A 12,787-nucleotide genomic window follows, 5' to 3' on the forward strand; every position below is an offset into this window, starting at 1 on the left:
GAACGCCTCCCCATGAACAACCCCACGAACGGCGGGCGCCGCAGGCGCCACCGCCGTCGCTGGACCGCCACCGCACTCTTCCTCGGCGCGCCCCTCGCCGTCGTGCCGTACGTCCTGTTGACCCAGGAGGACTCGCAGGCCGCGACGATCGACGGCGGCGCCTTCTACAAGCTCGTCTCCGTGCGCAGCGGCAAGGTGCTGGACGTCAACGGCTTCTCCACCGCCGACGGCACCCGTATCCAGCAGTGGACCGACCAGGGCACCGCCAACCAGCAGTGGCGGCTGAAGCCCGCCGGGGGCGGCTACTACGAGCTCGTGAACCGCAACAGCGGCAAGGTGCTGGGCATCAAGGGCGACTCGACCGCCCAGGCGGCCGTCGCCGAGCAGCAGACCGACAGCTCCGCCGCCTCCCAGGAGTGGCGGATCGACGACGTGAGCGGCTCCGACGCCGTCACCCTCACCTCCCGTCGGAGCGGCAAGGTCCTGGACGTCTCCGGGGGTTCCCGGAGCGACGGCGCGGCGGTCATCCAGTACCCCGGCGCGGGCGGCACCAACCAGCAGTGGAAGCTGGTGAAGGTGGGCGGGACCGGGACGTCCGGGACCGGCACCACGCAGACCAAGGCCAAGGCCGGACCGTATGTGTGGAAGAACGCCCAGGTGGTGGGCGGCGGTTACGTCACCGGCCTGGTGTTCAACCAGAAGGAGAAGGGCCTGCTGTACGCCCGCACGGACATGGGCGGCGCCTACCGCTGGGACACCGGGGCCGAGCAGTGGATCCCGCTGACCGACTGGATCGGCGAGAAGGACTGGAACCTGCTGGGCATCGACTCGCTGGCCACCGACCCCGTCGACCCCGACCGGCTCTACCTCGGGGCGGGCACCTACACCAACGACTGGGCGGGCAACGGCGCGATCCTGCGCTCCACCGACCGGGGCCGCACCTTCAAGCGCACCGCGCTGCCCTTCAAGCTGGGCGGCAACGAGGACGGTCGCGGCGCGGGCGAACGGCTGGTGGTCGACCCCGCGGACAACGGCACCCTGCTGCTGGGCACCCGGAAGAACGGCCTGTGGCGCAGCACCGACCACGGCGCGACCTGGAAGCAGGTCTCCTCGTTCCCCGTCAAGGACGGGGCGGGCAGCGGCGCAGGCATCTCGTTCGTGACGTACGGCAAGGCCGGCAGCAGGACGGTCTACGTCGGCGTCAACGACAAGTCCACCTCCCTCTACCGCTCCACCGACGGCGGCGCCACCTGGCAGGCCGTGTCCGGGCAGCCCACCGGCCAGCTGCCGCAGCACGGCGTGCTCTCCGGTGACGGCTCGCTGTACCTGACGTACACCAACGCCCTCGGGCCCAACGGCGTGACCGGCGGCTCGGTGTGGAAGTACACGCCGGCCACCGGGGCGTGGAAGGACATCTCCCCCTCCCAGGGCGGCTACGGGTTCTCCGGTCTGGCCGTCGACCCGCGCAAGCCGTCCACGGTGATGGTCACGACCCTCGGCCGCTGGTGGCCCGAGGACGAGATCTACCGCAGCACCGACGGCGGCGCGACCTGGAAGGCGCTGGCCGACAAGTCGAAGCGCAGCGCCTCCGCCGCCCCGTACGTCGGCACCCACACCGGGCATTGGATGACCGCCCTGGCCATCGACCCCTTCGACTCCGGGCACGTGCTGTACGGCACGGGCAACGGCATCCTGCGCAGCAAGGACGCCAACGCCTCCGACAGCGGTGGCACCAGCCACTGGGCCATGGGCGCCCGAGGCCTGGAGGAGACCGCGCTGATCGACGCGATCGCCCCTCCGGGCGGCGCCGCCGTCATCACCGCCATGGGCGACCAGGGCGGCTTCCGGCACGACTCCCTGACCAAGGTGCCCTCCGGTCGGCTGGACAACCCGATGATGACCAACAGCACCGACATCGACTTCGCCCAGTCGAAGCCCTCGATGATGGTCCGCGTCGGCCGTGGCGGCGCGCAGGACGGCGCGTACTCCACCGACGGCGGCGTCAGCTGGAAGGGCTTCAAGGCGGAGCCGGTGGCCTCCGCCCAGGACGGTCACATCGCGCTCGCGGCGGACGGCTCCGCCATCGTCTGGACCGAGGCCGGTGAGGCCCCGTACCGCTCGACCGACAACGGGGCGAGCTGGTCGAGGGTCGGCGGCCTGGGCAACGGCGCCGTGGTCGTCGCCGACCGCTCCTCGGCCAGGACGTTCTACTCCCTGTCCAACGGCACGCTCTACGCCAGCACCGACGGCGGCGCCACCTTCACCGCCCGCGCCGCCAACCTGCCCTCCGGCCGGCTCACGGCCGTTCCCGGTGTCGCCGGGGACCTGTGGATCTCCGGCTCCGGCAAGGGGCTGCTGCACTCCACCGACGGCGGCCGCACCTTCACCACGCTCAGGACGGTGCAGTCGGCGTCCGCCCTCGGCTTCGGCAAGGCCGCGCCGGGCGCCGACTACCAGGCGCTGTACCTGATCGGCACGGTCAAGGACGTCACCGGCGTCTTCCGCTCCACCGACAAGGGCGCCACGTGGGTCCGGGTCAACGACGACGCCCACCAGTGGGGCGCGATCGGCGGCGTCGGCGTCGTCACCGGCGACCCCGACACCTTCGGCCGGGTCTACGTCGGCACCAACGGACGCGGTCTGCAGTACGGCGACCCGTCCTGATCCCGCCCCGTCCCCGACGCCCGAGCGGGGCCACGGCCACCACGGTCCGCGGCCCCGCCCCGGGCCCGGGGGACGCGCCCGCGCGTCAACGGACCCGGTTCGCCAGTCGGGTGGCGTTGCTGAGCAGGTGCTCCAGCGGGCCGCGGCGGAAGAAGCGGGACCAGGTCGCCGCGAACAGGGTGGCGCCGAGGACGAAGCAGAACAGCAGCGCGCCGGAGGCGGACTGCGGCGGGGTGGCCGATTCGCCGGGCAGGGCGAGGATCACCAGGATGTGGCCCACGTAGAGGGTCAGGGACATGGTGCCGACGGCGATGACCGGCGCCGCCAGCCGGCGCAGCACCGGCAGCCGGTCCAGCGCCACCGTCAGGCACAGCAGCACCGTGATCGCGATGCCCAGGCTGCCGATGAGGTCGAACGTGGACCCGGTGTGCGGCTCGGCCGCCAGCAGCCCCCAGGCGTCGGGGCCCCACAGCCCGCTGCCGACCGGCATGTCGAAGGCGCCCGCCGACGCGCCGGCGTCCTTCAGGGCCTCGAAGTCCTTCATGTCGGGCATCGCGGCCGCGATCTCCTTGTCGCCGCCGGTCAGCCGGAGCACCAGCCAGGAGACGCCGTAGCCGAACGCGATCAGCGCGGGACCGACCACGGCCAGCCGCCGCCGCACCGTGCCGGAGGACAGGTCCAGCCGGCCCAGCGCCATACCGGTGACGACGAACGTCATCCAGGTGATCGCCGGGTAGAGGCCGGTGAGGAAGAGGTCGAGCACGCCCACCCCGGAGAGCCGGGCGATGGGGTCGTACCCGTCGATGGTGGTCACCGTCGACTCGGTGAGCAGCGCGCGGAGGGCGTACGCGAGCTGCGGTGTGACGAACGCGAGGGCGACCGCGATGATCGCGAGGGTCCTGGCCCGCAGCCGCAGCAGTGGCAGGGCGAGCAGGAAGTACACGGCGTAGAAGTTGAGGATGCCGGCGCCGCCGAAGTCGGTCATCGCCAGCGCGGTGCCCACCACCAGCAGGATCACGGCGCGGATCACGATCCGGGCCCTCGCCTGGCGGCCGGCGAGTCCGGTCTTCGGTTGGAGACGGCCGGCGATCAGCATCAGGGAGAACCCGGCGAGGGTGGCGAACAGGGCCGACGCGCGGCCGCTCGCCAGGCCCAGGAACCAGTCGCCGACTCCTCCGCCGGGCATGGGGAAGGGGCCGACGTGCACGGCGAACATACCGAACACGGCCAGCGCACGGGCGAGGTCCACCGCGACCAGCCGTGCGAGCGGCGCGGCGTCCGGCGTCGCCGTGGAGGGGGTGGCCAGCTGTCGTGGGGGCGCCTTCTCGGCGCTGTCGGTCTCGGTCACCGGGGCAACGATGCCGAGGTGCGACAGCGGTCAACTATCCGATAAGTCACGGGAGTTGCCCCGCCGACCGGCCCCCGTCACCCCGCCGGTCGGCGGGTCGGAAATCCGCCACCGTACGGGCCCGAGCCGCCTCAGGGGTCTCTTCACCGATGAGCGCCCGGGTCGCGCGGCCCGATCGGACGCCCGGTTCGAAAGGACCTCTCAGGCCGTCGGCGCCGCCCTGGTCAGGAGCCGGCCCATCGCGGCGAGCACTGACGGCTCGACCCGGTAGTACACCCAGGTGCCGCGCCGCTCGGAGGTGAGCAGTCCGGCCTCCTTGAGCTTCTTCAGGTGGTGGGAGACGGTCGGCTGTGAGACGCCCACGTCGGAGATGTCGCACACGCACGCCTCGCCGCCCTCGTGGGAGGCCACGGCGGAGAACAGCCGCAGGCGCACGGGATCGCCGAGGGCCTTGAACATCCGCGCGGCCGTCTCGGCCTCCTCCGCGGTGAACGGGCGCTCGGTGAGCGGCGGGCAGCACGGCACCACGGCCTCGCCCGGGGCGGGGTCCAGCAGCGGCAGCACCTTGGTGTTCGACATGCATCTATGTTGACACATATCGAAGCAGCGGGCGAGGGTCCACGGTCCCGCTCCACTCCGCCCCACCCCGACCCCGCCACAGATTCGATGAATGTCTATGTTGACAGTCGTCGATACAAGTGCCACGCTGGGCCGCACAGGAAATCGACAAACATCGAAACAAAGGGGAATCCCGTGGCCGCGTCCAGCAACAGCGTGCTCACCGGCGACCGGCTGCCCGTCGTGGTCATCGGCGCCGGACCCATCGGCCTGGCCGCCGCCGCCCACCTGGTCGAGCGCGGGCTGGAACCCCTCGTCCTGGAGGCCGGACCGGCCGCGGGCAGCGCCGTACGGGAGTGGGCGCACATCCGGCTGTTCTCCACCTGGGGCGAGGTCGTCGACCCGGCCGCCGAGAAGCTGCTCGCCCCGACCGGCTGGGTCCGCCCCGACACCGCCACGTACCCGACCGGCGGCGACTGGGCCGAGCGCTACCTCCAGCCCCTCGCCGACACCCTCGGGGACAGGGTCCGCTACGGCACCACGGTGACCGGCGTCGCCCGCGCCGGACGCGACCGCGTCGTGGACTCCGGCCGCGAGGAGCAGCCCTTCACCGTGCACATCCGGTCCGCCGACGGCCGAGAGGAGCGGATCGCGGCCCGCGCCGTCGTCGACGCCTCGGGCACCTGGTCCCGCCCGAGCCCCCTGGGCGCCGACGGACTCCCCGCGCTCGGCGAGCGGGCGGCCGCCGACCGCGTCGCGTACCGCGTCCCCGACCTGGGCGACCCCGCCGTACGCGCCCGCTACGCGGGCAGGCGCACCGCGGTCGTCGGCTCGGGGGCCTCCGCCTTCACCGCGCTCGCGCTCCTCGCCGACCTGGCGAAGGAGGAGGACGGCACACACGCGGTCTGGGTCCTGCGGCGCGGCATCGGGGCGAACACCTTCGGGGGCGGCGAGGCAGACCAGCTCCCCGCCCGGGGCGCGCTGGGCCTGCGGGCCAAGGCCGCCGTCGACGCCGGCCACGCGAGCGCCGTCACCGGGTTCCGCGCACAGGCCGTGGACCGCGCGGGCGACGGCCGGCTCGTCCTGGTCGCGGAGGACGGCCGCCGTCTCGACCCGGTCGACGAGGTCATCGTCCTGACCGGCCTGCGGCCCGACCTGTCCTTCCTCTCCGAACTCCGCCTCGGCCTCGACGAACGCCTCCAGGCCCCCACCGCGCTCGCCCCGCTGATCGACCCCAACGTCCACTCCTGCGGCACCGTGTACCCGCACGGCGTGGGCGAACTGTCCCACCCCGAGCGGGACGTCTACCTGGTCGGCATGAAGTCGTACGGCCGCGCCCCCACCTTCCTCGCCATGACCGGCTACGAGCAGGTCCGCTCCGTCGCCGCCGCCGTCGCCGGTGACCGCGAGGCCGCCGAGCGCGTCGAACTCACCCTCCCCGAGACCGGGGTCTGCGGCGGCGCGGGCCTGTTCGACGAGCCCGGCCCGTCCCGGGACGGCGCGGGCGACGGCTGCTGCGGAGACTCCGCCACGCTCCGGATCGACACCGCCCCGGCCACCGCGTCCGGCGGCTGCTGAAACACCCACCCAAGGAGGTTCGCGATGACATCCCGCGTACAGCTCGCCCTGCGCGTGCCCGACCTCGACGCGTCCGTCGAGTTCTACACCAGGCTGTTCGGTACCGCGCCCGCCAAACTCCGCGACGGCTACGCCAACTTCGCCCTCGCCGAGCCCCCGCTCAAGCTCGTCCTCATCGAAGGCGCCCCGGACGAGGCGACGCGCATGGACCACCTCGGTGTCGAGGTCGGGACGAGCGAGGAGGTGCACGCCGCCACCGCCCGGCTGGGCGAGGCGGGCCTGGCCACCGACGTGGAGAACGACACCACCTGCTGCTACGCCGTCCAGGACAAGGTCTGGGTCCACGGCCCCGGCAGCGAACCCTGGGAGGTGTACGTCGTCAAGGCCGACGCCGACTCCCTCGCCAGACAGCAGGGCAGCACCTGCTGCACCGGCACGACGGACTCCGGCACCGGCTCCCCCACCGACTCTGACGCCAACACCGGCACCGGCACCGGCGCGAAGGAGACGGTGGCCGCGGGCGGCTGCTGCTGATCCGCCGCTGACCGACCTCCGCTCCGGCGGGGCCGTGACCGGGACGGGGGCCCGGTCACGGCCCCGGTCCGCTCCGCCCGCCCTGTGCGGCACCCGGACCACCGGCTGGGGGATCGTCTGCGCACGCCTCCCCGTCCTCGACCGGCAGGAAGAGGAAGACGCCTCCCCGGGTGTCCCGACGAGCCGGCCGCTGCCTTCCCATCACCGGTGTCCCATCACCGGTGTCCCAACACCGGTGTCCCAACACCGGTGTGAGCTCGGCTTTCCCATCTGTGTGCGCCCGCCTCGGCGCCGCCTCCCCTGGTACGATCCGGCCATTTGTGCGAGGGCATGGGTCCTCGCAGGGGAGGGAACCCACGTGGGCAGACACGCCCCGGGACGGGGCGGGCCGGCCGCCGCCGTCACCTCGTTGGCGGTCCTCGTGGCCGCGACCGCCGCCGTCCTGTCGACGGGAGGCGGCTCCGCCGAAGCGACCGCGGCCGCCGGCGACACCACCGCGATCACACTCGTGGACCCGAGCAGCACCACACCGCGCACCGACCGCCCGTACGTCGCCGGTGACAGCGGCTTCCTGCACCGGCAGACCGGCAAGGCGGGGATGCTGTGGACGGACTACACGACGGGCAGGACCGTCACGGTCGAGAAGGCCGACGGCAGCGTCTTCGTGCCGGCCTCGACCTGCTCCCTCACCGCCGAGTGCCGTCCGGCGTGGTTCGGGTCGGACAGCGACGTGGTCGCTCTGGGGCCGGCCTCGATGACCTACGCGTCGACCGTCACGCTCTGGGACCCGGCCACCGGCAAGACCACCGGCCTCAGCTGGAACGGCTCCACCACCGACGGCTACTACCGGGCCCTGGCCGGGGACACGGTCGTCACCGGCCGGGCCCTGATCGACGTCGTCGACGGCGCCAAGCGCGTCCGCAGGGTGACGGGCGAGCCGACGAACCTCCAGGACAGGGAGGTCGTCGCCGCGGACTCCGAGGGTGTGCTCTGGGCACGCTCCGGCGCCGTCGACTACATCGACATCGAGTCGGCCGTGAACACCCACGCGTTCACCGACGCGACCGCCGCCGACCACCATGTGATGAGCGAGGACAGCGTCGGCTGGTACGACGACGACACCGCCGTCCTGCATCTGAAGTCCCGCGCCGACCTCACCGCCGCCGAGCGGGTCGTCACACTGCCCGCCCACCCGGGGGCGCTCGACGGCGCCCCGGTCCTGGTCGGCGACTGGCTGCTGCTGCCGCTGTCCTCCGGCTCGCTCGGCTCCAGGCTGCTCGCGGTCGACGTCAACGCCCCCTCGGTGCAGCAGACGCTGCTGGCGAGCGCCGGCGCGTACACGCTGGCGGCCGGTGGCAGGAGCGCGCTGGTCAGCGGCGGCACCGACGCCAACGACTGGTGGGTGCAGCGGGTGAGCCAGGCAGACGACGGCACGCTGACGCTGACGAAGGTCCGGCAGGCCCCGGCGCTGGAGAACGACAAGACGGGCATCGCGCTCAGCCGAGGCAGCCTGCGCGTCGCCGAGGACGACCCGGCCGCCACCGCCGACACCACGTCCGTACGCGCCCTCACCACCGACGGCTCCGCCACGCTGACGGCGTCCGGGGCCACCGCGAGCGGCTCGGTCCACTCCGCCCTCTGCCCGTACCAGGGCACCAGCTGCTCGGCGCTGTGGGGGAACCTCGACGCCAGGGACGTCTACCTCGACGCGAACGGCGGCACCGACGAGGGCGAGGGCGGCGGCGATGACCGCCTGGTGGAGATCGGCGGCCACTATCTGGACTTCGGCGGCAAGGGCGGCCGTATCGTCGACGTCTCCGACGACTACGCCGTGTACGACTCCGGCGGGGCCGCCCCGCAGCAGTACGTCGGCGAGTTCGGCCAGGGCGAGAAGCTGAAGCGGTCCGTTCGCGCCGCGGCCCTGAACGGCTCCACCCTGTGGAGCGCCACCACCACCGCCGGCAAGCTCACCTCGTACAGCGTCCCGCTGGCGAAGACGCTCACCTCGGTGACCGTGCCGGGCCTGGCCTGTGTGCCGAGCGAACTCCAGGCGGCGGGCCGCTGGGTGTACTGGGCCTGCGGGACGGACTCGGCGGGCGTGTACGACACCGCGGCCGGTACGTCGACGGCGGTCACCCCCGGTGACGTGCTCCTCGGCGACGGCTTCACGGTCCGCCACGACCACGCCGCGCGCACCCTGGTCCTGACCGAGGCGGCCACCGGCACCTCGCGCACGATCGCCTCGGACCTGGCCGACCAGGGCCTGAGCGCGGATCGCCGCTACCGCTGGACGGTCGACGAGTACACCGGGCTGGTCGCCTGGTTCGACGACTACGAGCGCACGCACGTCACCACGACGGGCATCGCGCCGTCCGCCGTGACGGCCTTCGAGTCGTCGGCGAGCGGCCACGTGGGCCCGGGGATGCCCTTCGAGGGCCACTGGGTGCTGTCCCGCCCGGTCACCTCCTGGTCGCTCAGCTTCACGTCGGTGCAGAGCGGCGCGAACGGCAAGGCCACCCGCACGCTCTCCGGCGGCGCGACGCCGGGCCGGGTGGCGGCGACCTGGGACGGGAGGACGGCGAGCGGGAGCCACTTCCCCAACGGCCACTTCACCTGGACCCTGAAGGCGACCGGCCTCGGCACGACCGCGGCGGCCACGGTGACCGGCGGGGAGGGCTTTCTGCAGCGGGGCGCCGCCGTGCGCCGCGACTTCGTCAGCCCCGAGGGCCCCGACGGCCGTGGCGACCTGCTCACGCTCAACTCCTCGGGCGGGCTGACCTTCCACAGCGGCACGGGGACGGGCAGGCTCGGCGACAAGTACACGGGCACCGGCTGGCCGACGACCATCAGGGCGGTCCCCTTCGGCGACCTGAGCGGCGACCGCTGCAACGACGTCCTCGTGCGCTACGGCAGCGGCGCGCTGCGGCTGTACAAGCCCGGGTGCGGGGCGGCGGTCAAACCGTCGACGTCGTACACCACCCTCGCGACCAGCGGCTGGACGCAGTACGACGTCCTGACGTCGCCCGGCGACGTGAGCGGCGACGGCCGCCCCGACCTGGTCACGAGGAACTCCTCCACCGGAGCGGTCTACCTCTTCAAGGGCACGGGCGACGGCAAGCTCGCCGCTCGTGTGAAGCTCTACGACAACTGGAAGGGCTACAAGAAGATCGTCGGCGCCGGCGACCTCACCGGCGACGGCAGGGCGGACCTCCTGGCCCAGGACACGTCCGACACTCTCTACCGCTACGACGGCAGGGGCGACGGCTCGTTCGCGGCCCGCGTCAAGGTGCTGTCGAACTGGGGCGGCTCGTACAACGCGATCGTCGGCGTCGGCGATCTCACCGACGACGGCCGCCCCGACCTGGTCGCCCGCGACACCAGCGGCAACCTGTGGCGCAACAGCGGCGACGGCAAGGGCTCGTTCGGGCCCCGGACCCGGATCGCGACCGGTTGGAGCGGCTACAAGTCCCTCTTCTGAGCGGTGACGGGACAGACCGACGGCCGGGGCCGGCGGACGGACGGGGGGACGCTCCGTCATCCGCCGGCCCCGGCCGTTTCGTCCCTCGTTCGGGAGACAAGGCCCACAGCCACCGCAGAACACGTCCCGCACGGGGTACCCGTACGCGTGCAGGCGATGACGGAACAGAGACTGTTGTCGTTTGACAATAATAGCCGTGAGACAACAAAGTAACCGTGTCGGACGTGCACGGGGAAGGACATGGGATGCTCCGGTGGACGGAGACCGCTCCGTGCGCGGGTCGCCGTCGCAGAGAGGCGACGGTGCCGCCGACGTCGCGACGGACCGCTCAGGCGGTGCGGCTGCTGGAGTCCGGGGCGTCGTCGTGGATCTGCACGGCCGCGGTGGCGCAGAAGGCCTCCAGCCCCTCCAGCAGGGCGGTCCGCTTGGCGGCGGGCATGTCCGCCAGCACCTTCCGCAGCTCCCTCTCCCTGCGTGTCCGCAGGTCGGCGAGGAAGGCGCGGCCCCGGCTGCTGAGGTGCAGCCGCACCTCACGCCTGTCCTCCGCGCTCACCACCCGCTCGATGAATCCCGCGGCGTGCAGCCGGTCGCACAGCCGGCTCGTGGACGGCGGTGTCGACGCGAGCGTCTCCGCCAGGGTGCGCAGGTTGATGCCGTCCTGGTGTTCGAGTATGTGCAGGACGCGCAGCTGGGACGCTGAGGTGGGCGCGGTGGAGGCACGGCCCCACACGACTTCCAGCAGCTCGACGGCCGTCGTGGTCACACGCGCGACCTCGTCAGGCTCTGGGCGGCGGCGGAAGGCAGTCACGGTCACACTCTCGCAGGCACTGGGCTGAGTGTCAGCGTACTAGGGACCTTCCGATGGATCTCCGTGGACGATGCAGCGGCGTCCGGCACGCCGAGCGGGCGCGCCGGACCTCACCACGCCGCGGAGATCCATCAGAGGCGCCCTGGGCGCGCACGCCGGCCATGAACGCCCCGAACCCCCGGCACGACCCGTCAGGGATCCCGGCCTCGCAGCGGAGGCACGTACCCCGCGGAGAAAGATTGGTGTTTCGCCCGTCATGAAGAGATTCCTGGCCGCCGAGCGCGCTCTGCGCACCGCGGCCCCCCACGCGTTGCTCGACGCCACGCGTTCCGTACTGGTCGAGCAGTACGGGGCGGAGGAGACCGAGCTGTTCCTGGCCGACTACAGCCTGACCGTGCTGCAGCCCGTGTCGGTCCTGCCGCACACCCTGGAGCCGGTGCCGGTGCACAACGCCACGGTCGGCCGGGCCTTCGGTTCGCAGAAGCCGTACCGCGAGGAGCGGCCCGACGGGCGCACGCGGCTCCATCTGCCGGTCAGCGTGCGCGGCGACCGGCTCGGCGTGCTGTCCGTCACCCTGCCCGACGCCGCCGCGCGGGAATGGGAGACCGAGCTCGCCGACTTCGCCAACGTCCTCGGACACGAGGTGCTCGTCGCCGAACGGGACACCGACCTCTATCTGCAGACGCGCCGCAAGGACCGGCTCACCCTCGCCGCCGAGATGCAGTGGCAGCTGCTGCCCGGCCGCTCCTGCTCCCGCCCCGAGTACGACCTGGGCGCCCAGCTGGAGCCCGCCTACGCCATCTTCGGCGACAACTTCGACTGGTCCGCCACCGCCGACCGTCTGACGCTGTACGTCACGAACGGCATGGGCGAGGGCATAGAGGCGTCGCTGCTGACGAACCTGGCCATCAACGCCCTGCGCAACGCCCGGCGGGCCGGCATCTCCATCGCCGACCAGGCCGCCCTGGCCGACCAGGCCGTCTACGCCCACTACCGAGGACGCTGCTACCTCTCCGTCCTGATGTTCGACTTCGACCTGGTGACGGGACACGCGAGCGTCGTGGACGCGGGCTCCCCCCAGTTGCTGCGGCTGCGCTCGGGCACGGTGGAGCGCGTCACGTTCGACGCCCAGCTCCCCCTGGGCATGTTCGAGGAGACCGACTACGTGGCCCAGGACTTCCATGTCGAACCCGGTGACCGGCTCGTCTTCGTCAGTGACGGCGTCCACGGGGTGGCCTCGCCGAAGGGGGAGGCCTACGGGGACGCGGCCCTCGCACGGGCCATCCACTCCACCCGGCTGCTGCCCGCGGCCGAAGTACCCCGCGCCATCCTGCGGGAGTTGACCGGCCACCGCGGCGAAGCCCTGCCGGACGACGACGCCCTCGTCGTCTGCCTGGACTGGCGCGGGAGACAGGCGACCCAGAGATAGGCCGAACCGGGCCGTGGACAGGCCGGACCACGGACAGGCCGGACCACGGACAGGCCGGACCACGGACAGGCCGGACCACGGACAGGCCGGACCACGGACAGGCGGAACAACCTCCTTGTGGCGAACGCTCGTTGTCCGTTCCGAACCCCCGCGCTACTGTTGTCATGCGGCAATGATTGCCTGATGGCCGCCCTCCGGTCGGCCGTGGGTGCTCGCGGCAGGGAGAAGACGCACGTGACGCAGAGCGAGACGACCCCCGCCGTGACGCGGGACCTGAGCGGGTTCCTGGCACGGCGCCGCGAGCAGATCGCCCAGCGCTGGGCAAAGGCCCCTCGTGCCGTCGCCGGAGCGAGCCCGCGGTGACCGGCTCCCCCGCCGGCTCCACCGCCC

Annotated in this window: 9 protein-coding genes; 6 read left to right on the plus strand and 3 right to left on the minus strand. The window is 72.7% G+C overall.

The window, feature by feature from the left end; all coding sequences use genetic code 11:
- The first annotated feature begins 12 nt into the window (after positions 1 to 12).
- The gene (locus tag AC067N_RS11300) at positions 13 to 2,664 is read left to right on the plus strand and encodes an RICIN domain-containing protein (RefSeq protein WP_478678621.1); all 2,652 of its coding nucleotides are present in this window, start codon (positions 13 to 15) and stop codon (positions 2,662 to 2,664) included.
- An 85-nt stretch (positions 2,665 to 2,749) separates the two neighbouring features.
- Here AC067N_RS11300 and AC067N_RS11305 read toward each other — a convergent pair whose 3' ends face one another.
- Together AC067N_RS11305 and AC067N_RS11310 are read right to left on the minus strand one after the other, a co-directional pair.
- Positions 2,750 to 4,012 (minus strand): DUF418 domain-containing protein, encoded by a 1,263-nt coding sequence (locus AC067N_RS11305; protein WP_478678622.1) that lies wholly within the window; start codon positions 4,010 to 4,012, stop codon positions 2,750 to 2,752.
- A 201-nt stretch (positions 4,013 to 4,213) separates the two neighbouring features.
- A complete protein-coding gene (locus AC067N_RS11310) occupies positions 4,214 to 4,591 on the minus strand; it encodes an ArsR/SmtB family transcription factor (protein ID WP_478678623.1) in 378 nt (125 codons plus the stop codon).
- 174 nt (positions 4,592 to 4,765) lie between these two features.
- Here AC067N_RS11310 and AC067N_RS11315 point away from each other — a divergent pair, with 174 nt between their 5' ends.
- From AC067N_RS11315 to AC067N_RS11325, 3 genes are all read left to right on the plus strand, one after another.
- Entirely contained in the window at positions 4,766 to 6,148 is a 1,383-nt protein-coding gene (locus tag AC067N_RS11315; protein WP_478678624.1) for an FAD-dependent oxidoreductase, read from the plus strand.
- Positions 6,149 to 6,172: 24 nt separating this feature from the next.
- The gene (locus tag AC067N_RS11320) at positions 6,173 to 6,682 is read left to right on the plus strand and encodes an ArsI/CadI family heavy metal resistance metalloenzyme (RefSeq protein ID WP_478678625.1); all 510 of its coding nucleotides are present in this window, start codon (positions 6,173 to 6,175) and stop codon (positions 6,680 to 6,682) included.
- A gap of 358 nt (positions 6,683 to 7,040) precedes the next feature.
- Entirely contained in the window at positions 7,041 to 10,160 is a 3,120-nt protein-coding gene (locus AC067N_RS11325) for an FG-GAP repeat domain-containing protein (protein WP_478678626.1), read from the plus strand.
- Between the two features lie 328 nt (positions 10,161 to 10,488).
- On the opposite strand, the gene AC067N_RS11330 is transcribed toward AC067N_RS11325, so the two are convergent.
- A complete protein-coding gene (locus AC067N_RS11330; RefSeq protein WP_478678627.1) occupies positions 10,489 to 10,923 on the minus strand; it encodes a MarR family winged helix-turn-helix transcriptional regulator in 435 nt (144 codons plus the stop codon).
- Positions 10,924 to 11,224: 301 nt separating this feature from the next.
- Between AC067N_RS11330 and AC067N_RS11335 the strand changes: the two genes are divergently transcribed.
- Entirely contained in the window at positions 11,225 to 12,397 is a 1,173-nt protein-coding gene (locus AC067N_RS11335; protein ID WP_478678628.1) for a PP2C family protein-serine/threonine phosphatase, read from the plus strand.
- A gap of 183 nt (positions 12,398 to 12,580) precedes the next feature.
- Positions 12,581 to 12,760: a hypothetical protein gene (locus AC067N_RS11340; protein WP_478678629.1), complete on the plus strand. Its 180-nt coding sequence runs from the start codon at positions 12,581 to 12,583 to the stop codon at positions 12,758 to 12,760.
- Positions 12,761 to 12,787 lie beyond the last annotated feature (27 nt).

The sequence above is a fragment of the Streptomyces sp. NPDC042364 genome (assembly GCF_056437585.1).

Bases quoted from the DNA above. Each gene is read 5' to 3' on its own strand.
- AC067N_RS11300 (WP_478678621.1), top strand. From the start codon at position 13: ATGAACAACCCCACGAACGGCGGGCGCCGCAGGCGCCACCGCCGTCGC.
- AC067N_RS11310 (WP_478678623.1), bottom strand. From the start codon at position 4,591: ATGTCGAACACCAAGGTGCTGCCGCTGCTGGACCCCGCCCCGGGCGAG.
- AC067N_RS11320 (WP_478678625.1), top strand. From the start codon at position 6,173: ATGACATCCCGCGTACAGCTCGCCCTGCGCGTGCCCGACCTCGACGCG.
- AC067N_RS11335 (WP_478678628.1), top strand. From the start codon at position 11,225: ATGAAGAGATTCCTGGCCGCCGAGCGCGCTCTGCGCACCGCGGCCCCC.
- AC067N_RS11340 (WP_478678629.1), top strand. From the start codon at position 12,581: ATGGCCGCCCTCCGGTCGGCCGTGGGTGCTCGCGGCAGGGAGAAGACG.